This is a genomic window from Streptomyces sp. NBC_00019 (genome assembly GCF_045041015.1).
Classification (GTDB): Bacteria; Actinomycetota; Actinomycetes; order Streptomycetales; family Streptomycetaceae; genus Streptomyces.
In genome coordinates this window covers 7,757,783-7,781,701 of sequence record NZ_CP108302.1, presented here as the reverse complement: position 1 = coordinate 7,781,701, position 23,919 = coordinate 7,757,783, and the positions used below count along the sequence as shown (strand labels likewise).

16 protein-coding genes are annotated in these 23,919 nt (G+C 70.6%); 4 read left to right on the top strand and 12 right to left on the bottom strand.

Annotated elements, in window-relative coordinates; translation table 11 throughout:
- The first annotated feature begins 14 nt into the window (after nt 1–14).
- Entirely contained in the window at nt 15–2,198 is a 2,184-nt protein-coding gene (katG, locus tag OHU89_RS36590; protein ID WP_266887023.1) for a catalase/peroxidase HPI, read from the top strand.
- Nucleotides 2,199–2,333: 135 nt separating this feature from the next.
- A complete protein-coding gene (locus OHU89_RS36585; RefSeq protein ID WP_266887025.1) occupies nt 2,334–2,906 on the top strand; it encodes a MarR family winged helix-turn-helix transcriptional regulator in 573 nt (190 codons plus the stop codon).
- 71 nt (nt 2,907–2,977) lie between these two features.
- Here the strand turns inward: OHU89_RS36585 and OHU89_RS36580 are convergent, their stop codons facing one another.
- From OHU89_RS36580 to OHU89_RS36535, 10 genes are all read right to left on the bottom strand, one after another.
- Nucleotides 2,978–4,084, bottom strand: coding sequence for an NAD(P)/FAD-dependent oxidoreductase (locus tag OHU89_RS36580; protein ID WP_405649237.1), 1,107 nt, complete (start codon nt 4,082–4,084; stop codon nt 2,978–2,980).
- A 139-nt stretch (nt 4,085–4,223) separates the two neighbouring features.
- Nucleotides 4,224–5,399, bottom strand: coding sequence for a pyridoxal phosphate-dependent aminotransferase (locus OHU89_RS36575; RefSeq protein WP_405649236.1), 1,176 nt, complete (start codon nt 5,397–5,399; stop codon nt 4,224–4,226).
- A gap of 113 nt (nt 5,400–5,512) precedes the next feature.
- Nucleotides 5,513–5,917, bottom strand: coding sequence for a hypothetical protein (locus tag OHU89_RS36570; protein WP_405649235.1), 405 nt, complete (start codon nt 5,915–5,917; stop codon nt 5,513–5,515).
- Between the two features lie 87 nt (nt 5,918–6,004).
- The gene (locus OHU89_RS36565; RefSeq protein WP_405649233.1) at nt 6,005–6,898 is read right to left on the bottom strand and encodes a hypothetical protein; all 894 of its coding nucleotides are present in this window, start codon (nt 6,896–6,898) and stop codon (nt 6,005–6,007) included.
- A 2-nt stretch (nt 6,899–6,900) separates the two neighbouring features.
- Entirely contained in the window at nt 6,901–8,616 is a 1,716-nt protein-coding gene (locus OHU89_RS36560; protein ID WP_405649232.1) for a sulfite reductase flavoprotein subunit alpha, read from the bottom strand.
- On the bottom strand, nt 8,613–14,120 hold the full coding sequence (locus tag OHU89_RS36555) for a glutamate synthase-related protein (protein ID WP_405649231.1): 5,508 nt from the start codon (nt 14,118–14,120) through the stop codon (nt 8,613–8,615). Before OHU89_RS36555 ends, OHU89_RS36560 begins: the two co-directional genes overlap by 4 nt.
- 448 nt (nt 14,121–14,568) lie before the next feature.
- Nucleotides 14,569–15,711 carry a hypothetical protein gene (locus tag OHU89_RS36550; RefSeq protein ID WP_405649230.1) on the bottom strand — a complete coding sequence of 381 codons (1,143 nt, stop codon included), beginning with the start codon at nt 15,709–15,711 and terminating at the stop codon, nt 14,569–14,571.
- A 103-nt stretch (nt 15,712–15,814) separates the two neighbouring features.
- Complete coding sequence (locus OHU89_RS36545; RefSeq protein ID WP_405649229.1) at nt 15,815–17,281, bottom strand: WGR domain-containing protein; 1,467 nt, start codon at nt 17,279–17,281, stop codon at nt 15,815–15,817.
- A gap of 128 nt (nt 17,282–17,409) precedes the next feature.
- Nucleotides 17,410–18,738 carry a class I SAM-dependent RNA methyltransferase gene (locus tag OHU89_RS36540; protein ID WP_405649228.1) on the bottom strand — a complete coding sequence of 443 codons (1,329 nt, stop codon included), beginning with the start codon at nt 18,736–18,738 and terminating at the stop codon, nt 17,410–17,412.
- 81 nt (nt 18,739–18,819) lie between these two features.
- Nucleotides 18,820–20,868, bottom strand: coding sequence for an APC family permease (locus OHU89_RS36535; RefSeq protein WP_405649227.1), 2,049 nt, complete (start codon nt 20,866–20,868; stop codon nt 18,820–18,822).
- 405 nt (nt 20,869–21,273) lie between these two features.
- On the opposite strand from OHU89_RS36535, the gene OHU89_RS36530 reads away from it, so the two are divergent.
- Both OHU89_RS36530 and OHU89_RS36525 read left to right on the top strand, forming a co-directional pair.
- On the top strand, nt 21,274–21,945 hold the full coding sequence (locus OHU89_RS36530) for a TrkA family potassium uptake protein (protein ID WP_046257105.1): 672 nt from the start codon (nt 21,274–21,276) through the stop codon (nt 21,943–21,945).
- Nucleotides 21,945–22,622, top strand: a complete 678-nt coding sequence (locus tag OHU89_RS36525) for a potassium channel family protein (protein WP_405649226.1) — start codon at nt 21,945–21,947, stop codon at nt 22,620–22,622. The genes OHU89_RS36530 and OHU89_RS36525 overlap by 1 nt, the downstream gene beginning before the upstream one ends.
- A gap of 122 nt (nt 22,623–22,744) precedes the next feature.
- On the opposite strand, the gene OHU89_RS36520 is transcribed toward OHU89_RS36525, so the two are convergent.
- Together OHU89_RS36520 and OHU89_RS36515 are read right to left on the bottom strand one after the other, a co-directional pair.
- Nucleotides 22,745–23,476 (bottom strand): DUF3159 domain-containing protein, encoded by a 732-nt coding sequence (locus OHU89_RS36520; protein WP_266887055.1) that lies wholly within the window; start codon nt 23,474–23,476, stop codon nt 22,745–22,747.
- Nucleotides 23,477–23,479: 3 nt separating this feature from the next.
- Nucleotides 23,480–23,878 carry an OB-fold nucleic acid binding domain-containing protein gene (locus OHU89_RS36515; RefSeq protein ID WP_046257102.1) on the bottom strand — a complete coding sequence of 133 codons (399 nt, stop codon included), beginning with the start codon at nt 23,876–23,878 and terminating at the stop codon, nt 23,480–23,482.
- Nucleotides 23,879–23,919: the final 41 nt, after the last annotated feature.

The following is a 23,919-nucleotide window of genomic DNA, read 5'->3' as shown; positions in this document are numbered from 1 at the left end:
AGGAATTACCCCTCATGTCCGAGAACAACGCCGCTGAAGGTAAATGCCCGGTCGCGCACGAGCGCGCCGCACACCCCACCCAGGGCGGCGGAAACCGGCAGTGGTGGCCGGAGCGACTCAACCTGAAGATCCTCGCGAAGGACCCGGTCGTCGCGAACCCGCTCGGTGCGGAGTTCGACTACGCCGAGGCGTTCGGCAATCTCGACCTGGCTGCCGTCAAGCAGGACATCGCCGAGATCCTGACCACCTCGCAGGACTGGTGGCCGGCGGACTTCGGCAACTACGGCCCGCTGATGATCCGGATGGCCTGGCACAGCGCCGGCACCTACCGCATCAGCGACGGCCGTGGCGGTGGCGGCCGTGGCCAGCAGCGCTTCGCGCCGCTGAACAGCTGGCCGGACAACGGCAACCTGGACAAGGCCCGCCGTCTGCTGTGGCCGGTGAAGAAGAAGTACGGCCAGTCCATCTCCTGGGCCGACCTCATGATCCTCACCGGCAACGTCGCCCTGGAGACGATGGGCTTCGAGACCTTCGGCTTCGCCGGCGGCCGCGCCGATGTCTGGGAGGCCGACGAGGACGTGTACTGGGGTCCCGAGACCACCTGGCTCGACGACCAGCGCTACACCGGCGACCGTGAGCTGGAGAGCCCGCTCGGCGCCGTTCAGATGGGCCTCATCTACGTCAACCCGGAGGGCCCCAACGGCAACCCGGACCCGATCGCCGCGGCCCGCGACATCCGCGAGACGTTCCGCCGTATGGCGATGAACGACGAGGAGACCGTCGCCCTCATCGCCGGTGGTCACACCTTCGGCAAGACCCACGGCGCCGGCCCGGCGGACAACGTCGGCGCCGACCCCGAGGCCGCCCCGATCGAGGCCCAGGGCCTCGGCTGGGCCAGCACCCACGGCACCGGCAAGGGCGGCGACGCCATCACCTCCGGTCTCGAGGTCACCTGGACCACCAAGCCCACCCAGTGGAGCAACGACTTCTTCGACATCCTCTTCGGCTACGAGTGGGAGCTGACCCAGTCCCCCGCCGGCGCCAACCAGTGGGTGGCCAAGGACGCTCAGGCGATCATCCCCGACGCCCACAGCGACTCCAAGAAGCTGCCCACGATGCTCACCACCGACCTCTCGCTGCGCTTCGACCCAATCTACGGTGAGATCTCCAAGCGCTTCCACGAGAACCCGGACCAGTTCGCGGACGCCTTCGCCCGCGCCTGGTACAAGCTGACCCACCGTGACCTGGGCCCGAAGTCCCTGTACCTCGGCCCGGAGGTCCCGGCGGAGACCCTGCTGTGGCAGGACCCGCTGCCGCAGGCCGAGGGCGAGGCCATCGACGCCGCCGATGTCACGGCCCTCAAGGCCAAGCTCCTCGACTCGGGTCTGACCGTCTCGCAGCTGGTGTCGACCGCGTGGGCGTCCGCGTCCACCTTCCGCAGCAGCGACAAGCGCGGCGGCGCCAACGGTGCTCGTATCCGTCTGCAGCCGCAGGCCGGCTGGGAGGTCAACCAGCCCGACGAGCTGGCCCAGGTCCTGCGTGTCCTGGAGGGCGTCCAGTCGGAGTTCAACTCCGGCGCCAAGAAGGTCTCCCTGGCCGACCTGATCGTCCTCGGCGGTGCCGCCGCGGTCGAGAAGGCCGCCAAGGACGCCGGTCACGCCGTCGAGGTGCCGTTCACCCCGGGCCGTGTCGACGCGACCGAGGAGCACACGGACACCGAGTCGTTCGCCGCCCTCGAGCCGACCGCGGACGGCTTCCGCAACTACCAGGGCAAGGGCAACCGCCTCCCGGCCGAGTACCTGCTGCTCGACAAGGCGAACCTGCTCGGCCTGAGCGCCCCCGAGCTGACCGCCCTCGTCGGTGGTCTGCGCGTCCTCGGCGCCAACCACGGCGGGACGTCCCTCGGTGTCCTCACCGAGACCCCCGGTGTCCTCACCAACGACTTCTTCGTCAACCTGCTCGACCTGGGTACGGAGTGGAAGTCGACCTCCGAGGACCAGAACCACTTCGAGGCCCGTGACGCCTCGGGCGCGGTCAAGTGGACCGGTACGCGTGCCGACCTCGTCTTCGGCTCGAACTCCGAACTCCGCGCGCTCGCCGAGGTCTACGCGAGCGACGACGCGAAGGAGAAGTTCGTGAAGGACTTCGTCGCGGCGTGGGTCAAGGTGTCCAACGCGGACCGCTTCGACCTGGTCTGAGCCCGATCCGAGCCTGATCCGATCACCGGGACGCCCCGGCCGGCCCTCACGGGTCGGCCGGGGCGTTCCCCGTTTCTCCGCAGGTGGGCCGCGCCCTCGTACAATTTGACTCCGAACGATCAAAGGAGCGTGCCTGTGCCCGGCCAGCGGTCCATCACCGAAGCGGAGAAACTGGCGGCGGCGAAGCTCGGGGGAATCCCGATCCACCGCGATCAGATGGCGGTGGTCGCCAACATCCACCGCGCCGCCTCGGCGGTACGTCAGCACCTGGAGAACTCCGTGCTGCGCGGCGCCGACCTCACCTGGACGGCGTTCGTCGTGCTGTGGGTGGTGTGGGTGTGGGGCGAGTCGGAGACCCGGCATGTCGCGGAGGAGGCGGGCATCTCCAAGGGGACGCTCACCGGGGTCTCGCGCACGCTGGAGGGGCGCGGGCTGCTGAAGCGGGCCGGTCATCCGTCCGACGGTCGCCTGGTGCTGCTCAGCCTCACCGAGGAGGGCGAGGCGCTGATGCGGCGGCTGTTCCCCGCCTTCAACGAGGAGGAGGCCTTCGTCGCCTCCCGCCTCACCGGCGAGGAGTGCCGCGACCTCGCCGACGGCCTGCGTCAGGTGGTGCTCCAGGTCGAGGAGAACGGCGAGGAACGCCGCCTGGAACTCCTCGACGGCGCGGAACCGGCGCCGAGGCGGAGCGGACGGCGAGCGAAAGGCTGAGCCACTGCGCCACTCGGCCACTCGCCGCGGCTAATGGCTGAGCCACTCCGCCCCCCAGCCTCTCCACCACCTCACGCCGCCGTGTACCCCAACTGCCGCCGCATATAAGGCGTCATCAGCGTCTTCGCCTTCGCCAGCACCGACGTCCGTCCTCCCAGCACCGCGCTCTCCCCGCCCGGCACCGGCAGCAGGGTCATGCCGTCGGCTGCCCCGAACGGGACGATGAGCGGGGTGCGGTGGATGGGCTTGTAGAAGCGGGGTTCCTTGCGGTGCTTGCCGGAACTCTGGAGATGGGCGCGGATGTTGTGGAACGCCAGGTCCGCCTGGGCCAGCGCGACGGGGGTGATCTTCAGCTCCGTGGCGTCGTTGACGTCGCCGACCGCGAAGACGTCCGGACGCCCGTCGACCCGGAGCGTGCGGTCGACCTTGACGTGTCCGGAGTGGTTCAGCCAGTCGCCGTGGCCGCCCAGCCGTAGCCAGAGCGTGTTGGGTGTGGTGCCGGTGGCCCAGAAGGAGAGGTCGGCCTCCATGACGTTGCCGTGCGCGTCGCGATAGGTGCCGAAGTCGAAGCCGGGCGACATGAAGGAGTTCAGCCGCACGTCCACGTCATGCGCCTCCAGCCAGGCCAGCGCCTTGCGCCCGGCCCGCTCACTGCCCGTGCCGTGCAGCAGCGCCGACCCGGAGTGGGCCAGGGTGACGCGGGCGTCCGGCCGGGCCAGCCGTATCTCCGCGCTGAGCTCCACGCCGGAGGGCCCGCCGCCGACCACGAGGACGTGCCCGGCACGGGCGACTGCCTGCTGATGCCCGGCGAAGGCCTTCACCGCCTCGTCCGGGGTGGTGCCGTTGAAGCGGGCCGGTTCGGGATAGTCGGCGCCGGTGGCGATCACCACCACGTCGTACGGCAGCCGCTCCCCCGTCGCCAGGACGACCTGCCGGGCCTCCGTGTCGATGCGCAGCGCCTTGCCCAGCACCACCCGGCCGCTGTTCAGCAGCCGGTCGTACGGGATGAACGGCGTCACCGACCACTCCGGCCGGATCCCGGCGCGCAGTGAGGCGATGCGGTGGAAGAAGACCTCCTTGCGGTCCACCAGCGTGACCCGCGCCGTGCCGTCCAGCTTTTTCGCCAGGCGGACTCCCGCGTAGCCGCCGCCGATCACCACTACGTCGCCGTCGCTCACACGACTCTCCTGTGCCTGTGGGGGGAAGTGAGCAGCGCGGCGCGTGGGCTCCGTCGCCCCCACTCGACTGGCGAAGAGCCTATCGCTTGAACTTTAAAGCTAACGGGTGAGGTATGTGTGCGTTCCGTGAAACGACGCGCTACCGCAGTGCTGCGACGAACTCCCCCAACCGGGCGATCCCTTCGCGCAGTTCCCCGGCGGAGGCCGCGTACGACAGGCGTACGTGCGTCTCCGCCGTGCCCACCCCGAAGTCCCGGCCCGGAGTGAGCGCGACGTGCGCCTCCTGGAGCGCTCTGGCGCAGAACTCCCACGAGGTGAGCCCGGTGCCGCTGACGTCGAAGTAGACGTAGAACGCCCCGTCGGGCGGCACGGGCACCGGCAGTCCGAGCTGTGCCAGGCCGTCGAGGACGAGCGCGCGCCGGCGCCCGAACTCGGCTCGGCGCTCCTCGCAGACGGCGAGGGAGTCGGGGGTGAAACAGGCGAGAGCGGCGTGCTGGGCGGGGGTCGAGGCGCACAGGAAGTAGTTCTGGGCCAGGCGTTCCAGCGCCGGTACGAGGATCTCCGGGACGACGCACCAGCCGAGCCGCCAGCCGGTCATGCCGAAGTACTTCGAGAAACTGTTGATGACGACGGCGTCGGGGTCGAACGACAGCGCGCTGCGCGGCGGCCGGTCCTGGTCGTCGTGGTCGCCGAGGTCGAGGTAGATCTCGTCGACGATCCGCCACGCGTCCCGCTCTCGGGCGAGGTCGCACAGCGCGGCGAGTTCACCCTCCGGGACCGAGGTGCCGGTCGGGTTGGACGGGGTGGCGACCATGATCCCGCGCGTGCTGTCCGTCCAGTGCGACCGCACGGAGTCCGCGTCCAGCTGGAAGCGGGAGGCCGCGCTGGTCGGGACGAGCGTGACCCGGGCGCCGAAGCTCTCCATGATCTGCCGGTTGCAGGGGTACGACGGGTCGCCGATCAGCACCTCGTCCCCGGCGTCGACGAGCGCGGCCGCGCCCAGCACCAGGGCGGCCGAGGCCCCGGCGGTCACGACGACACGGCCCGGGTCGACGTCGACGCCGTGCCGCTCCCCGTAGAACCCCGCGATCGCCTGCCGCAGGGACGGCATCCCGAGCGCCTCGGTGTAGCTCATGGGCCGCCCGTCCATGGCCGTCCGCATCGCCTCGACGACGGCAGGGGGTGCGCCGAAGTCGGGCTCCCCGAGGCTGAGCTTGACGACATGGTGGCCCTGGGCTTCCAGGGCGGCGGCATGCTTGCCGAACTCCATGGCGTAGAACGGGGCGACGGACTGGGCCCGCTGCGAGATCCGCATGCGGCGACCTCCGGCTCGACGAGGGACGGAACGCCCTCGACCCTAAGCGGTCACGAAGGGGGCGGGCCCGCGGGCCCGCCCCCTGACTGCCGTGCGACCGTCGGGCCCGATGTTCAGGCCCTGGCGTACTCCCAGCCGCCGCAGTCGTACGGGGTGCCGCTGGACCCGTCCTGGAGGCAGGCGCGGATCTGGAGGGTGGTGCCCTCCGGGAAGGACAGGTTCCAGTCGTGGGAGACGGCGTAGCCGTAGCCGTTGTAGTACGAGTGGGTGGCGGAGCTCGAGTTGTAGCGCCACTGGGCGGCCGTGCCGTGGCCGTCCTTGTCCATGTCGAGGGCGGTGAGGATTTCGCCGTCCTCGGCGAAGTACGTCATCGCGGTCACCTCGGACGAGATGATGGAGTTGGAGGCCTCGAAGACATTGCCGGCGGCCTGGGCCGGGGCGATGCCCAGGGCGAGCGCCGACGCGGAGGCCGCGGCGATCCCGAGAACGGTCGTCAGTCGGCGATGGGGCTTGCGCAAGACAGCGTTCCTCTCTTCGAACAACTGGTCGCGCCCGAACCTACCTCAGGGCAAAGGAAGTTGATCCTGAATTTCCGTGCCACCGGGCTAGGCGTCGGGCAGCGACGCCGCGAGGTGCTCCCACGCCGCGTGCACCTGTTCCCCCACGATCCCGAACTGTGTGACGACCGCGGCGCAGCGGCCGTCCGCGTCGTCTAGTTCGAGCGCCGAGGTCGGGCCGTGGGCCGCCGTGGAGCGGACGAGCCGGCAGGCCCGGACGCCCGCGAGGTCGATCTCCACCGAGCTCTGCGCGATCGCCGCGAACACGCGCCCGCCGGTGGTCCGGTCGGTGACGTGGACCGGGCCGGCGCATGCCTGCATGGCCGAGGGGGCGAACACCGCGACGCCGATCGGCAGCCCGACGGAGCAGACGTGGTCCAGCACCGCGGGCACGACATCGACGTCGATCTCCCGGTGCTCGCCCCGATACCGGTTGAACGCCGCGCGCCGGGCCGGCCCGCCGTCCGCGAGGATCGCGTCGAGCTGGGCGAGCTGATCGCCGTTCTCCCAGGCCGATACGTCACGGACCCGGGAAGGTGTCACGGCCGTCGACCCGGCGTGGACCGTGGGGGCGAGCCCGGCCAGCAGCCGGTCCCCGTCGGAGAGCAGCCGCCCCTCGTGCACGATCCGGCCCTGCGCGTCGAGCAGGCGCACGGCGACCGAGCCCTCGTCCCGCGCGACCACGGCCGTGTCCACACCGGCCGCGTCCAGACGCAGCGCGATCTCGCCCGGGTGCACGGCGAAGGCGTCGCCGCGCAGGCTCGGGACCGCGTAGCTGCCGGCCTGGTCGATGCGCGCGACAGGCCCTCCGGTGACGGCCTGGACGTACTGGAAGAGCGTCAGGCAGCGCGCCAGTTCCGGCATGCGTGGGTCGATCAGCCGAGCGCTGGTGTTGCGCCCGGGGCAGCTGCCCTCGAACGCGCAACCGTGCTGGTCCGTCATGCTCAGTACACGTCCCGTACGTAGCGCTTGGCCCGGCGCAGCTCCGCGAGGTACTCCGCGGCGTCGTCCTCCCCGCGTCCGCGCTGCTCGGCGATGACGCCCAGCAGGGCCGTCTCCACGTCCTTCGCCATGCGGGAGGCGTCGCCGCAGACGTAGAAGTGCGCGCCCTCCTCCAGCCACGCGTAGAGCTCCCGTGACCGCTCCCGCATCCGCGTCTGTACATAGATCTTCTCGGCCTGGTCGCGCGAGAAGGCGAGGTCCAACTCGGTGAGCACACCGCGCTTCTGGAGCTCGGTCAGCTCGTCCTCGTAGACGAAGTCGGTCTCGCGGTGCTGGTCGCCGAAGAACAGCCAGTTCCGTCCGGAGGCGCCGCGCGCGGCCCGCTCGTGGAGGAAGCCTCGGAAGGGGGCGATGCCCGTGCCGGGGCCGATCATGATCACGGGCGAGTCGTCGTCCGCCGGGACGCTGAAGGAGGCGTTCGGCTGGAGGTAGATGCCCACGGTCGAGTCCGCACCGACCCGATCCGCCAGATACGTCGACGCCACCCCCTCGTACCTGTCGTACCGCACGGACGCGACGGTGAGGTGGATGCTGCCCGGGTGGGCCAGCGGACTCGACGAGATCGAGTACTGGCGTGCCTGCAACGGCCGGAGGAACGGGAGCAGTTCGGCGAGGCCGGGTGCGGTCGGACCGGCGTCCCGGAGCAGGTCGAGCAGGTCCCGGCCCCAGAGCCAGGAGTCGAGGTCGCTGCGGTCGCCGTGGGCGACGACCGAGGCCAGCTCGCTTGAGGGCGCCCGCTCGACCAGGTCGGCGATCAGCTCCTTCGACGGCGTGCGGATCTCCCGTTCCGTGCGCAGGAGTTCGGCGGTCTCCTGGTCGCCGCTCGCGCCCAGGTGCTCCAGCAGCGCTCCGACCAGTGCGTCGTCGTTCACCGGTACGACGGCCAGCGCGTCGCCCGCCTCGTAGGTGATGCCGCTGTCGCCGAGGTCGAACTCGTAGTGGCGGATCTCCTTCGCGCTGTGCGGGGCGGACAGGAGCCGGTTGGTGGCGAGCCGGGACTGATACGGGGTGCGCTTGTTCCACTGGGAGCGGGGCTTCTTCGGTGCCTCCGCGGCGCCCGTGCCCTTCGCGCCGGTCTCGGCGGCGACCAGGTCGAGCACCGCCGTCGTCCACTCCCCCGCGGGCTCCTCGAAGTCGACGTCGCAGTCCACGCGTTCGTGCAGCCGGGTCGCCCCGAGCTGCTCCAGACGTGTGTCGATGAGCTTCGCGGCCTGGCAGAAGTCGTCGTAGCCGCGGTCGCCGAGCCCGAGGACCGAGTAGCGCACGCCCTCCAGGCGCGGGGCCGTGTCGGACTGGAGCGCCTCCCAGAACAGCCCGGCGTTGTCGGGCATCTCGCCCTCGCCGTACGTCGAGGTGACGACGATGACGTGGGACATCGCGGCGAGCGCCTCGGGGGTGACGTCGTCGAGGGCGGTGGCCCGGCCGCCGAGGCCGCGGGCGCGGGCACCGGCGACGATGTCGTCGGCCACGAGTTCGGCGTTGCCGGTCTGGGTGCCGATCAGTACGTCGATGGTCGCCGCGGGCGCGTCGGCGCCGGCACTGTCCCGGCGTCCGGCGGCCGCGATGCCGGCGATGAACCCGGCGAGCCAGGACTCCTGCTGGGCGGAGAAGGGCGCGTCGGCCGGGATGAGGGTTCCGGTCGGGGGCATGACGGTCATGCGGTCACCGCCTCGGTCGGGGCCTGCGGGGCGCGGCGGGAGGCGATGTCCTCCAGCGCGGCGTTCGCGAGCAGTTCGTCGAACCGGGCGGCGCGGACGCGACCGGCGTTCTTGGTGGTCTGGTGGATGATCCAGCCGTAGGTGCCGGGGGCGTCCACGCTGAGGTTGTTGCGCTGCTTGAGCGCGCGCTTGTAGTCGTCGAGGCGCTTGATCGCGATGAGGGTGGCGAGTTCGCCGTCGTCGAAGCGGTCCAGCGTGCCGCGCAGGTACTTCACCACGCGCTGCTTGACGAAGAAGTCCTCGGTGAGCACGAGGTTGCGCACGGCTTCGGCGATGCGCGGGTCCTCCGGGCCACTCGCGCCCGGCACCCGCTGGAGCGCGAGGTCCTGCGCGACGCCGAGCACCGTGTACGAGGACAGCAGCGAGAACATGTCGTCGCTGCCCTGGTCGCCGAAGGCCGGGGCCCGGCCGTCGAGCACGGTGCGGCGGTCGCGGTAGTCGACCTTGAACGCGCGGAGCTTGTCGGTCGCGATGGAGGTCGCCAGCTCGTCGAGGAGCTGGGACCGGGTCGCCGCGGCGAGGATCTCCGTGGAGTCCTGGTAGAGGAGCAGCGCGCGGGGCATCCCGCAGTACACGTGCTGCCGCTCGGAGTCCCAGTCGTGCAGGAGCCGGGCCGCCAGGTCGGAGCCAGTGGCCTCGACATGCCAGGCCAGCAGCAGTCGTACGGCCTCCTCGTGGAAGGCACCGCGCGCGGTGTCCGTCACCGGGAACACCAGCAGCGAGTCGGCGCTCACCCGTCCGGCCAGCTCGCCCGAGGGGTCGTACTGGTACAGGAACCCGCCGCTCATGCCGTTGCCGAGGCCCTTGCCGAAGCCGCCGAGGTTGAGCACGGTGCCGCCGGTCATGTACTCGCAGCCGAAGTCGCCGACGCCCTCGACGACCGCGGTCGCGCCGGAGTTGCGCACGGCGAACCGGTCACCGGCCTCGCCCTGCACGAACGTCCGCCCGCCGGTCGCGCCGAACAGCGCGAAGTTGCCGATGAGCACGTTGCCGCCGCGTTCGGCGCTGCCGCCGCCGGGAGCTCGGACGATGATCCGGCCGCCGCTCTGGCTCTTGCCGACGCCGTCGTTGGCGGTGCCGGTGTGTTCGAGGGTGATGCCGTCGTTGCAGAAGACGCCGTACGACTGACCGGCGGACCCCGTGGTGCGGATGCGGACCGCGTCGTCGACGAGGCGACGGCGGCCGCGGTCGTCGGTGGTGACGGCGGGTACATCCGAGGCGCTCTCATGGTTGAGCAGCCGCTCGATGTCGATGCTCAGCTGTCCGCCCACCGACTTGTCGCTGTTGCCGAGGCGGATGCCCTCGACGAGCAGGGACGGCTCGCGCCGGTCGAGGAGCGCCGCCCGCACCCGCTCGATGAGGGCGTCGTCGGTGGTGAAGTCCTTCTCCAGGTACTCCGGGTCCGCCACGACCTTCTCGGGCACGCTCGCCAGCAGCCGGCGCACGTCGAGACGTCCGACGCTCGCGGGGTGGTCCAGAAGCTGGAGCAGGTCCGTGCGGCCCCGGGCCTCGCGGAGGGACCGCAGACCGAGGCGGGCGAGGATCTGCCGTACGTCGTGGGCGATGTTGAGCAGGTACTGGGCCAGCGCGCGCGGGTCGCCCTCGAAGACCTCGGGGTTCGTGGTGAGTCCGGCGGGACACTTCACGTTGCAGTTCTTCGCCATGACACAGCCGAGCATCATCAGCGCGGTCGTGCCGAACTCGAAGCTGTCGGCGCCGAGAAGGGCCGAGGTGACGACGTCGCCGCCGGTCTGGTGCGCGCCGGAGCAGCGCAGGACGACCTTCTGCCGGAGCCCGTTCGCGACGAGCGCCTGGTGCACCTCGGCGACACCGATCTCCGCCGAACGGCCCGCGTACTTGAGGCTGGTGACGGCCGCGGCGCCGGTGCCGCCGGTGTTCCCGGCGACGTTGATGACGTCCGCGCCGGCCTTGGCGACGCCGACCGCGATGGTGCCGATGCCCTCCGAGGACACCAGCTTGACGATGACCCGGACCCGGGCGGCCTTGCAGTCGTGGATGAGCTGCGCTAGGTCCTCGATGGAGTACGTGTCGTGGTGCGGCGGCGGGGAGATCAGCTCGATGCCCGGGGTGCCGCCGCGCGCGGCCGCGATGTCGACGGTGACCTTCGGCGCGGGCAGCTGGCCGCCCTCGCCGGGCTTCGCGCCCTGTCCGATCTTGATCTCCAGCTCTTCGAGCATCGGGTCGGCGAGATAGCCCGCCCAGATGCCGAACCGGCCGGAAGCGAACTGCTTGATCCGGGAGCCGCGGATGGTGCCGTACCGGGTGTGGTGCTCGCCGCCCTCACCGCTGTTCGACATGCCGCCGACCATGTTCGTGCCGTGCGCGACGGCTTCGTGCGCGGTGGCCACGAGCGCGCCGTGGCTCATGGCGCCGGAGGCGAGGGACCGGGTGATCTCGTGCGCGGGCTGGACCTCGTCGAGCGGGACGCTGTCGGGGGCGCTGTCGCTGTCGAGGAGGGCCAGGAGGCGGGCTTCGGTGCCGACGGCGGTGACCTCGATGCCGTCGGCGCCCACAGCGAGGGTCTCGGCCTCGCCCAGGTGCGCGAGCCCCTCGGCGAGGGCGGTGTGGCGGTCCAGGTCCGGTGCGGCGAGGCGCAGTCGGAAGGTGCCCTGTTCCGTACGGGAGACGGCGATGCCCCGGACCGTGACGCTCGCGTTCCCGTCCGTCGAGAACCGGCCCAGCTCCCGGGCGAAGTCCTCGGCCGTACGCAGTCCGGTGACGTCGGCGGGCAGCGCGAGCACGTCCCGCAGCGCGGCCGGGCGGCGCGAGCGCTCCTCGTGCGTGGTCCGCAGGAAGGCGCGGTACCCGGGGGTGATCCGGAACGCGTCGATCTCGGCGTCGCTGAGCGCGTCGTACCCGGTGTTGCGGTACGCGGCGTCGGTGATGCCGAACGCGTCGTCGAGCTGGCCGAGGGTGAGCAGCCGGAGCGCGTCGGAGTCCTCGGGCTTCCCGAACTCCGGCCGCTCCTCGACCATGTCGCCGAAGCCGCGCACGGCCGTGACACCGAAGGAGTGTCCGGCGCCGTCCGACCGCTCCTTGAACAGCCCGAGCAGCGGGATCTGCTGCTCGCCCTGGACCGCACGGGCGCGCTCGTGCCAGTCCGTGGCGGCCTGCGCGATCCGGGCGAACCCGACACCGCCGACCGGAGCGTCCATGTGCGGGAAGGTCCGGGCGAAGACGTCGTCGCGGGTGTCGAGGTAGTTCGGTTCGAAGAACTCGCCGCCGATGTAGCTCTCGGCGGTGCACAGGCCGACCCGGCCCATGGTCTTGGCGAGGGACTTCTCGGCCGCCTTGCGGAACTTCGCCAGCGCCCGGTCGGTCGCGGTGATCTCACCGGCGGGGGCGGGCGCGCTCGGGAACTTCTCCTCGGCGCGCAGCCGCGCGCTGAGGCTGTAGACGGCGGAGGCGCCGAAGCCGAGCGCGGTCGCCACGTGGTGCGAGGACGCCAGCTGGCCGCTCTCCGCGACGAGCGAGACGCGCAGTCGCAGCCCGGTCTCGATGAGCCGCTGGTTGACGGCGGCGACGGCGAGGATGACGGGCAGCGGCGCGCGCGTCGAGGAGACGGCCCGGTCGGTGAGGACGGCGATGCCGCCCCCTTCGGACGCGAACCGCTCGACGTCGTCGCAGAGTTGGTGGAGCGCGGTCCGCAGGGCGTCGGCGTTGGCGGTCTCGTCCCCGGCCACCGGCTCGTAGAGCATGGCGAACCGCTCCAGCGGCACGATCCGCTGGTCCCGCAGCCGGACCATGTCGAGGTGCCCGAGCACGGGCGAGGACACGACGAGCTGGCGGCCGCCGCTGTGCAGGGTCCCGTCGGGCTTGGGGCCGAGCGCGACCCGCATGCTCATGCCGTCGGCCTCGCGGATGCTGTCCAGCGGCGGGTTGGTCACCTGGGCGAAGCGCTGCGAGAAGTACTTCGCCATGCCGCCCTCGGTGTCGCTGAGCGCGTTGATGGCGTTGCCGTAGCCCATCGCCGAGATCCGCTCCGACCCGTCGGCGAGCATCGGGTCGAGCATGAACCGGAAGCTCTCCTGGTTCAGCGAGTACGCCACGTACCGTCCGGCGAGGGTGAGGTCGCCGTCGTAGCCGAGCGTCGTGGTGCCGCGGTAGTAGTCGGGGGCGGGCAGGTCGTCGAGGTTCACCCGGGCGGAGGTGAGCAGGTCGCTGTAGGGGCGGCGCGCGGCGAGGGCGTCCAGCACCTCGCGGGTGCGCAGCCGGCGTCCGGTGCGGTGGTCGACGACGAGCATGCCGCCGGCCTCGATACGGCCCCGGTGCACGACCTCGTCGTCGGGGAAGGCGACCTGACCGGCCTCCGAGGCCACCATCAGGTACTCGGCGGTCTCGACGGTGCGCAGCGGACGCAGCCCGAGCCGGTCGAGGCGGGCGCCGACGACGTCGCCGTCGCTGAAGATGAGGGCGGCGGGGCCGTCGTTCTTCTCCTCGTACAGGGAGAAGTACTCGAGCATGTCCCTGGTGGCCGCGGGCAGCGTGCGGTCGTTCTCCCAGGCGGGCGGCATGAGGGACACGACGGCCTCGACGAGGTCCAGGCCGTCGTCGAACACGCGGCTCTGGAGGGTCTGGTCGAGCCGGCTGGAGTCGGACTGCCCCGGCGGGCGCACGATGCTCCGGGTCCGGGCCCGCGCGAGGGCCTCGTCGCTGAGGCGGTTCTTGCGGTCGGTGTTGAGCTCGCCGTTGTGCGCCATGAGCCGGAAGGGCTGGGCCATGGTCGGGTGCGGCTCGGTGTTGGTGGAGAACCGGGTGTGGAAGTAGAGCGAGCGCACGGAGTGCCGGGGGTCGACGAGGTCGCGGAAGTACCCGATGACCTCTCCGGAGTTGAGCCGCCCCTTGAGCACCTGGGTGCGGGCGCTGAGCGACAGCACGTACAGCCCCGCGTACGTCGTCCCGTCGGCATAGGCCACGGCCTCCACGGCGAGCAGGGCACGGTTGGCGGCCGAGTCGACGCCTTCGCGCTCCCAGCTCTCGGGCGCCCGGAACACCCACTGCACGATGGGCAGTTGGTACTGCTCGGCGGCGGGGCGGGCAACGGTGTGGTCAACGGGTACGTCGCGGACGAGGAGTACGTCGAAGCCCTGCTCGGCGATGCTCCGGCCCACGAGGTCGATGGCCGCGGCGCGGCGTTCGTCGTCGGCCGGCACGAAGCAGTTGGCGACGCCGAAGTGCCCGGCGCGCAGTTCCTCGCCGGTGATCGCGCCGAAGAACTCCACCGACAGGTCCACGTTCACGCCTGCGCCGTCCCCGACGCCCTCGGCGGACTTGCCGCCGCGGTGCGGGATGGTGCGGAGCGCTTCGTCGCCCTTGCGGATGACGTCATGGCTCGGTGTCCCGTCGAGCCGGGTGATGAAGCCGACGCCGCAGTCGCTGTGGTCGAGGGCAGGGTCGTAGAGACCGAAGGTGCTGTGATTCAAAGGGGCGTCCTGGGAGCAGCGAGTTCCGGCATCGGACGGCCAGGCTGCGTCGGTGAAGCGCTCGCCGCGGGCGGGGCCGGTGTTCCGGCCAGGGCCCTGAGTGGTGCGATTGTGAACGGTAAGGCTTACCTAACTTCTGCGCAAGTGTGCATCCTGCACATATGTCGGAGCCTCGTCCACGTCCCACGATCGTATGCGAAACGCGCCCGAATCCGCCGAGGCGTCCGCAGGATGGTCCTCGACGCCCCCTCGAAGCCCGACCGCCGTCGTCGACTCCTCCGGTGGCCAGCAGCACGCACAGCACGGCGAACACCGCCGCGCGCAGGCTACGCACCCCCAGGGACGCACTCATGCCACCCGATGCTGCCATGCGACCGAAGCCTCCCCCGCACCGCCCGTACCCGAGCGCCACCGCGGAGACCGGCCTACCGCAGGTTCGCCCCGTGTCTCACCGCGCCGCCGCCTCGGGTTCGTCCGTCGCGGACGGGTGGACGTATCTGTCCTCGCCGAACGGGGTGAACCACGAACCGAACGCGATGGGCGCGCCGCCGAGCCCGACCCCCACCGCGGACTCGTCGATCCCGTCCGTCGCGCCGTCGTAGAGCCACTCGTGGTCCATGTCCTCGTAGACGTTCCCGGCGAACGCGTCGAGAGCGGCCGACACCTCGTCGTCGAGCAGCCCGTACAGCTCCAGGGTCACGACGGCCTGGCTCAGGAGGAACCGCAGGGCGAGTTCCTCGGCGACACAGCTGAGCCGCTCGAAGCTCCCGTCGGTGAAGCGGGTGGTCATGGCGATCACCGTCACCAGGAAGCGGCGGGCGAAGCGGGCGTCGTACCGGAGCGCGTACCGGTCGGGCAGGCGCTCCAAGTGCCACAGAGGGCCCTCGCATTCCGCGACGGTGGCGTCCTCCTGCGTCAGGACCTGCACGTCCTCGAACAGCTCGTCCACCAGGACGTCGATCGCATGGACCAACGCACCGGCGGCGAGTGCGGCGCCTGCCGGCGAAACGGCGAACTCGTCATCGCCGTGCACCGTCCCGTCGACTTCCTCACCGGGCACACCGAACACGGCCGGTGGAAATGACCGCAGTTCAGCCGCCACCCCCAGCATCCGGCTCCGCACCGCGGCGGCTTTCGCCTCGCCGTCGTGCGCCTCCTCGGCACCTTCCGGTGTGGGACTCCCGGCGTGCCGCGCCTTGCGGGTGGCGGGATCGTCGGGCGGGGCATCGGGACCTTCGGCCGCGTCGAGGCTCTTCCTCGCCAGATCCTGGTGCAGCTCCACCTCGCATCGCTCGATCGTCCAGTCCGCCAACAGCTCGGACCGCTCCAGCAGTTCGTCCACGAGCGCCCGCACCGAGTCCTCGGCGAACTCCAGCGCCGCAGCGTCCACGATCACCTTCAGAAGCGCGCCACCGGGGTGGACGGCCACGATGGTGTCCAGCAGCTCGACTGCCACGCCGTCGGGCCCCTCGATCGCCCGGACGGAATCGAATCCGTCCTCGACGAGCGCCACGGCCCCGGCACGCTGAAGCGGGTCCATCTCCGGAGTGCCCTCCGGGATGCAGGTGTCCACTGTCACTACGTACGTCACAGGACCGAGCCTTACAGGAAAGCACCGTTCGCGCGACGCATTGGACCTGTCCGCGAGACGAACTCGGTCCGTGTGTCCGGCGAGGACCGCGACGCACCGTCCGTCACACCAGACGCCTGATCTCTCCGCGCACCCGGTAGAAGCCGCCCGAGGAGGAGTGCAACGCGTCCACCACATAGCGTGCGCCGGGCTGGCGTATCGCACGGGGGAACTGGACGTTCCAACTCGGCTCATAGCCCTCGGAGACCACATGCACACGCACTCGGCCTCCGTGCTCGACGCACTCCACGACGACTCCGCTCCCCGCCGCGGACACGGCGCTGACCGTGGCGACGGAGGCGGCGGTGGTCAGCGGTGCGTACGTCGGCAGGGCAGCCGCCAGTTTGACGTCCGCGGCGACCGGGACGGTACCCGACTGAGCGGCGTTGATCGCGGCCTCGCTCGCGTCGATGCAGGCGAGCGAGCCGTCCGTGGAGACGATGTACAGCCTCTCGTCGTGGTACTGCATGGAGAGCGCCGAGCCACCACCCGTGCCGAGCTTCCACAACCGGGCGCCGTCGGCGGTGAAGCAGTAGACGGAGGAGGCGGAGTCACCCGCGAAGACATACCGCCCGCCGGGGGAGGTGGCGCACGAGTACACCGCGGCATCGCACTGGTAGGAGGCCTCGACCCACCCCGAGGACTTCGCGAGCCGCTGCACGACCCGCCGCCCCGTCCCGGCGTAGACCGCGTCCTCCTCCTGCCAACCGAAGAGCACATTGCCGCTGGTCGCGGTGTGCCAGAGCTGGCCGGTGCCGTCCGCCGCGTAGGCCGTCACACCGGCGCTGTGCCCGTGGTACACGGCACGGTCGTCGGCCCGCACCATCCACCCTTGCTCCCCGGAGGAGTTGCGCGACCACTGGAGCTCGTCCTCGTGGTCGATGACCGTCAGGCCGCCGTTGCGGTCGGAGACGTTCAGCACGCCCGCGTGGATGTCCAGCCAGAAGATGTCCACCTCGGCCGCGATCTCGTAGGCGGCGAACGGCACCTTCGCCGAGAGGTCGTACACCCGGCCGTCGTCACAGCCCGCGTAGATCCAGAAGTCGTCCGCCACCAGGCACTTCACACCGTCGGGCAGGGAGTAGTGAGCCAGCACCTCACCGTCATGGCTCAGGTTGTACACACTGCCGTGCTGGTTGCCGACCCAGCAGCGGTCCTCGTCCACATGGATTCCGAACGCCGACGCGCCCGTACGGAACCGCCACAGCACCGGGGCGGTCGCCCGCGCCGTGGACGGAGCGGACGTCACCTGACGGCGCGTCACGGCCCGCGCCGCACGCTGCCCTTGCACAGCCGGCGCGTACCCCTTCCGCACCTTCTCGGCGATCTTCTTCGCCGCCGCCGCGTTCGCCTTCTCCACAGTCGGGAACGCGGAGGTCTGACGCTGCCCGTCCACACCGATCCGCCCGTACCGCACGGAGACGGTGGTCCCCTCGACGGTCACCTCATAGAACTTGTGGGCACCGCCGCTCTCCTGAGACAGCTCCAGATACGTCGTGCTCCCCGACTGTCGTCCCTGCGCAGCGGACACAGCACACCCCTCCCCAAGACCCCGGTCGACCGCGACGGCCGATCCCCAGTGATTCCAAAGTAGAGGTCACCACTGACAACGCCGCCCGCGACCGGATCCGGAGAGGGGAGGGCTTCCAGGACCGCGGTTCAGCGCCCCTTGGCGGCAGGCTCCAGAATCGCCACGCACTCCATGTGATGAGTCATCGGAAACAGATCGAACACCCGCAACGACCGCACCCGGTACCCCCCGTCCCGGAAGTACCCCAGGTCCCGGGCCAGCGCGGCGGGATCGCATGCGACGTACGCGATCCGCCGCGCCCCCAGCGCCGACATGTGCTCGACCGTCTTGCGTCCCGCCCCCGCGCGCGGCGGGTCCAGGACGATCAGGTCGACCTCGGTGATCCCGGTGCGCGGGAGGACGGACTCGACCTTGCCCTGTTCGATGCGGACGCGGTCGAAGGCGGCGAGGTTGTGCCGGGCGTCCTCCACCGCGCGCTTGCCGGACTCGATGCCGAGGACGGCGCCCTTGTCGCCGAGCCGGTCGGCGAGGGCGCCCGCGAACAGGCCCACACCGCAGTACAGGTCCAGCGCCATGTCGCCCTTGCGCGGCAGCAGGCCCTGCATGACCGCCGTGACCAACGTGTCGGCGGCCATCGGGTGGACCTGCCAGAAGCCGCCGCTGCCCACCCGGTGGGTACGGCCGTCGGCCCGCTCACGCACGAAGGCACGGCCGTGGACCCGGTGGATGCCGCCGTCGTGCTCCTCGACGCGCATGACGGAGACGGGCTTGTCGAGCTCCACGAGGGGGAGGCGGGCGCCCGGACGGGGTTCAAGGATCACCATGCGGTCCTGCGAACCCGTCGCGGCGATCGCCTCCACCGACGCCATCCCGGACCAGTCACGGTCCTCGATGCCCAGCTCGCTGACGCCCGGCGCCGCGATCATGCAGTGCTCGATCGGCTCGACTTCGTGCGAGCGGTGGCGGCGCAGCCCCGCGTTGCCGTCGGCGTCCACCGCGTACTGCACCCGGGTCCGCCACTGCGGCACCTGGCCCGCCGGGAGCTTGTCGCCCTCGGCCGGCAGCACGGTGCCGTCCCAGCCGGCCTCCTCGGGCGTGAGCCCCGCGAGCCGCTGCAGCTGCTCGGCGACGACCTCGCCCTTGAGCCGGCGCTGGGCCCCCGGCTTGGCGTGCTGCCAGTCGCAGCCGCCGCAGCGGCCGGGCCCCGCGTAGGGACAGGGCGCCTCGATACGGTCCTTGGAGGCTTCCAGGACCTCGACGGCGTCCGCGCGCAGGAACCGGGCGCCCTCCTCGCCGTCGGTCACCCGGGCCACGACCCGCTCACCGGGCAGCGTGTGCCGGACGAACAGCACCTGGCCGTCTGACGTACGAGCGATGCAGTGCCCGCCGTGCGCGACGGGGCCCACCTCGACCTCGTAGTCGACCCCCACCAGTGATTTCTTCGGTTCTGCCTGCATGGCGGGGAGACTCCACAACGATCGAGTGAGGGATGGACCACGGGCCGGGCCCACGGGATGGGCCGACAACAACCCACCACTCTACTTCGGCGTCGACGCCTCCTTCGCCCGCTCCTCCGCCGGCCCCCGCCGCACCGCACCCGGCGCGTTCCAGTCCTGCCGCTTGCGGGCCCGCTTCTTCGCCGCCTCCGACGACTGCAACTGGTACGGCACCGAGGTCACCATGACCCCGGGCGTGAACAGCAGCCGGCCCTTGAGCCGCAGCGCGCTCTGGTTGTGCAGCAGATGCTCGTACCAGTGGCCGACCACGTACTCGGGGATGATCACGGACACCGCGTCACGCGGCGACTCCTTGCGCAGCCCCTTCACGTACTCGATGACCGGCCGCGTGATCTCGCGGTACGGCGAGTCCAGCACCTTCAGCGGTACGTCGATCCCGCGCCGCTCCCACTCCTCGCGCAGCGCCTTGGTCTCCGCCGGGTCGACGTTGACACTCAGGGCTTCCAGCGTGTCCGAGCGCATCAGCTTGGCGTACGCCAGGGCCCGCAGCGTGGGGCGGTGGATCTTCGAGATGAGGACGACGGAGTGGACGCGGGAGGGTCGTACGCTGTCGTCGCTCGGGCCCTCGGGGGCCGCGATCTCCTCGGCCACCCGGTCGTAGTGCTTACGGATCGCCGACATCGTCGCGTAGAAGATCACCATGCCGAGCAGGGCGACCCAGGCGCCGTGCGTGAACTTGGTGACCAGGACGACGATCAGCACCAGGCCGGTGAAGAAGGCACCGAAGGTGTTGATGGCACGGGAGCGGACCATGTGGCGGCGCTTGGCCGGGTCCTTCTCGGTGGCCAGATGGCGGTTCCAGTGCCGGACCATGCCGGTCTGGCTGAGCGTGAAGGACACGAACACGCCGACGATGTACAGCTGGATCAGGCGCGTCGAGTCGGCGCCGTAGATCCACACCAGCAGTCCGGCGGCGCCGGCCAGGAGCACGATGCCGTTCGAGAACGCGAGGCGGTCGCCGCGGGTGTGCAGCTGGCGCGGGAGGTAGCGGTCCTGGGCGAGGATCGAGCCGAGCAGCGGGAAGCCGTTGTACGCCGTGTTCGCGGCGAGGAACAGCACCAGCGCGGTGGCCGCGGCCAGGACGATGAACAGGAAGCTGCCCTTGCCGAAGACGGCCTCGGCGACCTGGGAGATCACCGGGTTCTGGACGTAGTCGGAGCCGAGGGCGGCGCCGTCCTTCAGCAGGTCCACGGCCGGGTTCTCGGCCATGCGGACCTTGGTCACCATGGCCAGCGCGATGATGCCGCAGAACATGGTGACGGCGAGCAGACCCATCGCCGCGAGCGTGCTGGCGGCGTTCTTCGACTTGGGCTTGCGGAAGGCCGGGACGCCGTTGGAGATCGCCTCGACGCCGGTGAGGGCGGCACACCCGGAGGAGAAGGCGCGCAGCAGGAGGAAGACCAGGGCGAAGCCCGCCAGGCCCTGGTGTTCGGCCTTGATCTCGTACGACGCCGTCGGCGCCCGCATGGTCTCGTCGAGGATTAGTCCGCGGAACGCCCCCCACGCGATCATGATGAAGACGCCCACGACGAAGACGTACGTCGGGATCGCGAACAGCGAGCCGGACTCCTTCACGCCCCGCAGGTTCATCAGGGTGAGCAGGACGATCACGGCGGTCGCGCAGAGCACCTTGTGCTCGACGACGAAGGGCACCGCGGAGCCGAGGTTCTCGATGCCGGAGGAGATCGAGACGGCGACGGTCAGGACGTAGTCGACGAGCAGGGCGCTGGCGACGGTGAGGCCGGCCTTGGGGCCGAGGTTGGTGTTGGCGACCTCGTAGTCACCGCCCCCGCTCGGATAGGCGTGGACGTTCTGTCGGTAGGAGGCGACCACCGTGAACATCAGCACCACGACCGCTACGGCGATCCAGGGGCTGAAGTGGTAGGCCGACACACCCGCGATGGACAGGACCAGCAGCACCTCGCCAGGCGCGTACGCCACGGAGGACAGCGGGTCGGAGGCGAAGACGGGGAGGGCGATGCGCTTCGGCAGGAGCGTTTCCCCCAGCCGGTCACTGCGCAGTGCGCGCCCGATCAGAATCCGTTTGGGCACGTCGGTCAGTTTGGACACGACAGAACATCGTAGGCGTTCGAACGGGTGCCCAACCACCCGCCACCCCGCTTCTGCCCTCCGGGTGAAAACACGAGGCGTCCCGGCTGCGGATTCCGCAGGTGGCCGGATGCGCATGCCTATATGACAAAAACCCGCCTGCCGCCCGGGCAGTACCTGCCTCTCGACGCCCCCTGGAGGTCCCATGCACGCCACCGCAGAGCTGATCGGTGCCGCCGCCACCCTCGTCGGCCTCGGAATCCTGACATTGGCGAGTGTCCGCAGCATCAGCCGCCGCTGATCGTCCCGATCCCCGGGACAACCGTGCACAGGGGTGCCGCCGCCCTACCGTGCGTGTGTAGCTTGGGCGACGGTCTGAGACCCTGATGGGGCTGAGCAGTATCTCTTGACACCGGAAGGACGGTCGTGCACATCGTCATCATGGGCTGCGGCAGAGTGGGTTCCGCTCTCGCCCAGACCCTGGAGCAACAGGGGCACACGGTCGCCGTGATCGACCAGGACCCCACCGCCTTCCGACGACTGGGCTCCGGATTCGGAGGCCGGCGTGTCACCGGAGTCGGCTTCGACCAGGACACCCTGCGCGAAGCGGGCATCGAGGAGGCCGGCGCCTTCGCCGCCGTCTCCAGCGGTGACAACTCCAACATCATCGCCGCCCGGGTGGCCCGCGAGATGTTCGGTATCGAGAACGTCGCGGCCCGGATCTACGACCCCCGCCGCGCCGAGGTCTACCAGCGCCTGGGCATCCCGACGGTGGCCACGGTCCGCTGGACGGCTGACCAGATGCTGCGCCGGCTGCTGCCCTCGGGTGCCGAGCCGCTGTGGCGCGACCCCACCGGTGGCGTCCAGCTGGCCGAGGTGCACACCTCCGCCTCCTGGGTGGGCCAGCGGATCAGCCGGCTCCAGGAGGAGACGGGCGTCCGCGTGGCGTTCCTGACCCGCCTCGGCGAGGCGATCCTGCCCAGCTCGCAGACGGTGTTGCAGGAGGGCGACCTGGTGCACGTGATGATGCGCACCGACGAGGTCGACAAGGTCGAGGCGTCCTTCGCCAAGGGTCCCGAAGAAGAAGGCGGTCACTGATGAGGGTCGCCATTGCCGGTGCCGGTGCGGTGGGCCGCTCGATCGCGGGCGAACTGCTGGAGAACGGCCACGAGGTCCTGCTCGTCGACAAGGCGCCGACCGCCATCTCGGTCGAGCGCGTCCCCCAGGCGGAGTGGCTGCTGGCCGACGCCTGCGAGATCACGTCCCTGGACGAGGCGGCGCTGCAGCGCTGCAACGTGGTGATCGCCGCGACGGGCGACGACAAGGTGAACCTGGTCGTCTCGCTGCTCGCGAAGACGGAGTACGGCGTCCCGCGCGTCGTCGCCCGGGTCAACAACCCGAAGAACGAGTGGCTCTTCAACGAGTCCTGGGGCGTGGACGTCGCCGTCTCCACCCCGCGTCTGATGTCGGCCCTGGTCGAGGAGGCGGTGAGCGTCGGCGATCTGGTCCGGCTGCTCCGCTTCAGCCACGGTGACGCCAACCTCGTCGAGCTGACCCTGCCCGAGGAGTCGGCCCTGGCCGGCACCCAGGTCGGCGACGTCGAGTGGCCGCAGGACACGTCCCTGGTGACGATCATCCGCGGCACCCGTGTCCTCACCCCGACCCCGGACGACTCCCTGGAGGCCGGCGACGAACTCCTCTTCGTGGCCGCCCCGGCCCGCGAGGAGCAGCTGGAGGACCTGCTGTCGGTGCGTCGCGAGGACGCGACGAGCTGAGGTTTTCAGGCAGTACGACGACGGAGGGCGCCCTGACTGCTCAGGGCGCCCTCCGCGCATTCAGCCTGTCCGGCGTGGCACAGCCCCCAGGGACGGGAATGGGAAGGGGCGGCGGGGCGAAATCAGCCCGAGGCCCGCTCAGACCCAGCCGCGGCCTTCCGCTCCTCCTCCGCCTTCTCGGCCGCCTCCATCTCCGCGAACACATCGATGGGCGCCGGCGCCTTCGCCAGGAACACCCACGTCAGCCACACGGCCAGCAGGAACGGCGGGATCTTCAGCGCGACCAGCACCCAGCCCAGCTGTGCCGTGTCGGCCCACCAGTACAGCGGGAAGAGGATGGCGCACTTGGCGAGCAGGATCGCGCCCCACGCGTAACTGGCCTTGGCGTACGCCTTCTTGCGGCCCGGGTTGCGGGTGCGCCAGGAGAGGTTCTCCTTGAAGACCGGGCCGAGGATCAGACCGATCAGCGGGACCCCGCACAGCGTGGTGATGATGTAGGCCAGGCCCAGGCCCAGCGTGTAGAGCATGCCGGGCAGGTAGAAGTCCTTGGCGTTGCCCGTCATCATCGCGAAGACGACACCGAAGGCGACGCCGAAGACACCGCTGAAGGCGTGCTTGACGGTGTCCTTGGTCACCAGGCGGACCACGACCAGGGTCAGCGACACCGCGAGCGCGGCGATCGCGGACATGTGGAGGTCCTTGTTGATCGTGTAGATCGTGACGAAGAGGAGGCCCGGCAGCACCGTCTCCACCATGCCCCGCAGGCCTCCGAAGGCCTCGAACAGCGCGGCCTCGGTCACCGCCCGGGCGTCGTGCTGCTCAGTGTCTTCGGTCGGCTTGTCGAGCGACGTCACCGGCTACTCCCTACCGAGGGGTCTCAGTTCGTATTTCGGGTTGAACAGCACCCGGCGGCCCCGGCTCATCGAGATCCGGCCCGATGCGATCAGCTTGCGCCCCGGTTCGATCCCCACGATGGAGCGCCTGCCGAGCCACACCACGTCCAGTGCGGCGGAGCCGTCGAACAGCTCGGCCTCCAGCGCGGGGACACCGGCTCTCGGGCGCAGCGTGACCGTGCGCAAGGTACCAGTAACGGTCACGATCTGTCGGTCGTGGCAGTCACCGATCTTGATGCAGCCTGCGGTCTCGGCGTCCTCCCGCAGCTCCTCCGACTCCAGGTCCTCCTGGGACGAGGAGAGCCTGTCGAGCATGCGCCGGAACCGGCCCACCGGCTTTTCGGAACGCGGAACAGCACTCATATGTGAAGCGTACCGGGGTGCACTGACACGTTCGTACCCGC

Bases quoted from the DNA above. Each gene is read 5' to 3' on its own strand.
- katG (WP_266887023.1), top strand. From the start codon at position 15: ATGTCCGAGAACAACGCCGCTGAAGGTAAATGCCCGGTCGCGCACGAG.
- OHU89_RS36575 (WP_405649236.1), bottom strand. From the start codon at position 5,399: ATGCGGATCTCGCAGCGGGCCCAGTCCGTCGCCCCGTTCTACGCCATG.
- OHU89_RS36565 (WP_405649233.1), bottom strand. From the start codon at position 6,898: ATGACGGACCAGCACGGTTGCGCGTTCGAGGGCAGCTGCCCCGGGCGC.
- OHU89_RS36560 (WP_405649232.1), bottom strand. From the start codon at position 8,616: ATGACCGTCATGCCCCCGACCGGAACCCTCATCCCGGCCGACGCGCCC.
- OHU89_RS36540 (WP_405649228.1), bottom strand. From the start codon at position 18,738: ATGCAGGCAGAACCGAAGAAATCACTGGTGGGGGTCGACTACGAGGTC.
- OHU89_RS36525 (WP_405649226.1), top strand. From the start codon at position 21,945: ATGAGGGTCGCCATTGCCGGTGCCGGTGCGGTGGGCCGCTCGATCGCG.
- OHU89_RS36515 (WP_046257102.1), bottom strand. From the start codon at position 23,878: ATGAGTGCTGTTCCGCGTTCCGAAAAGCCGGTGGGCCGGTTCCGGCGC.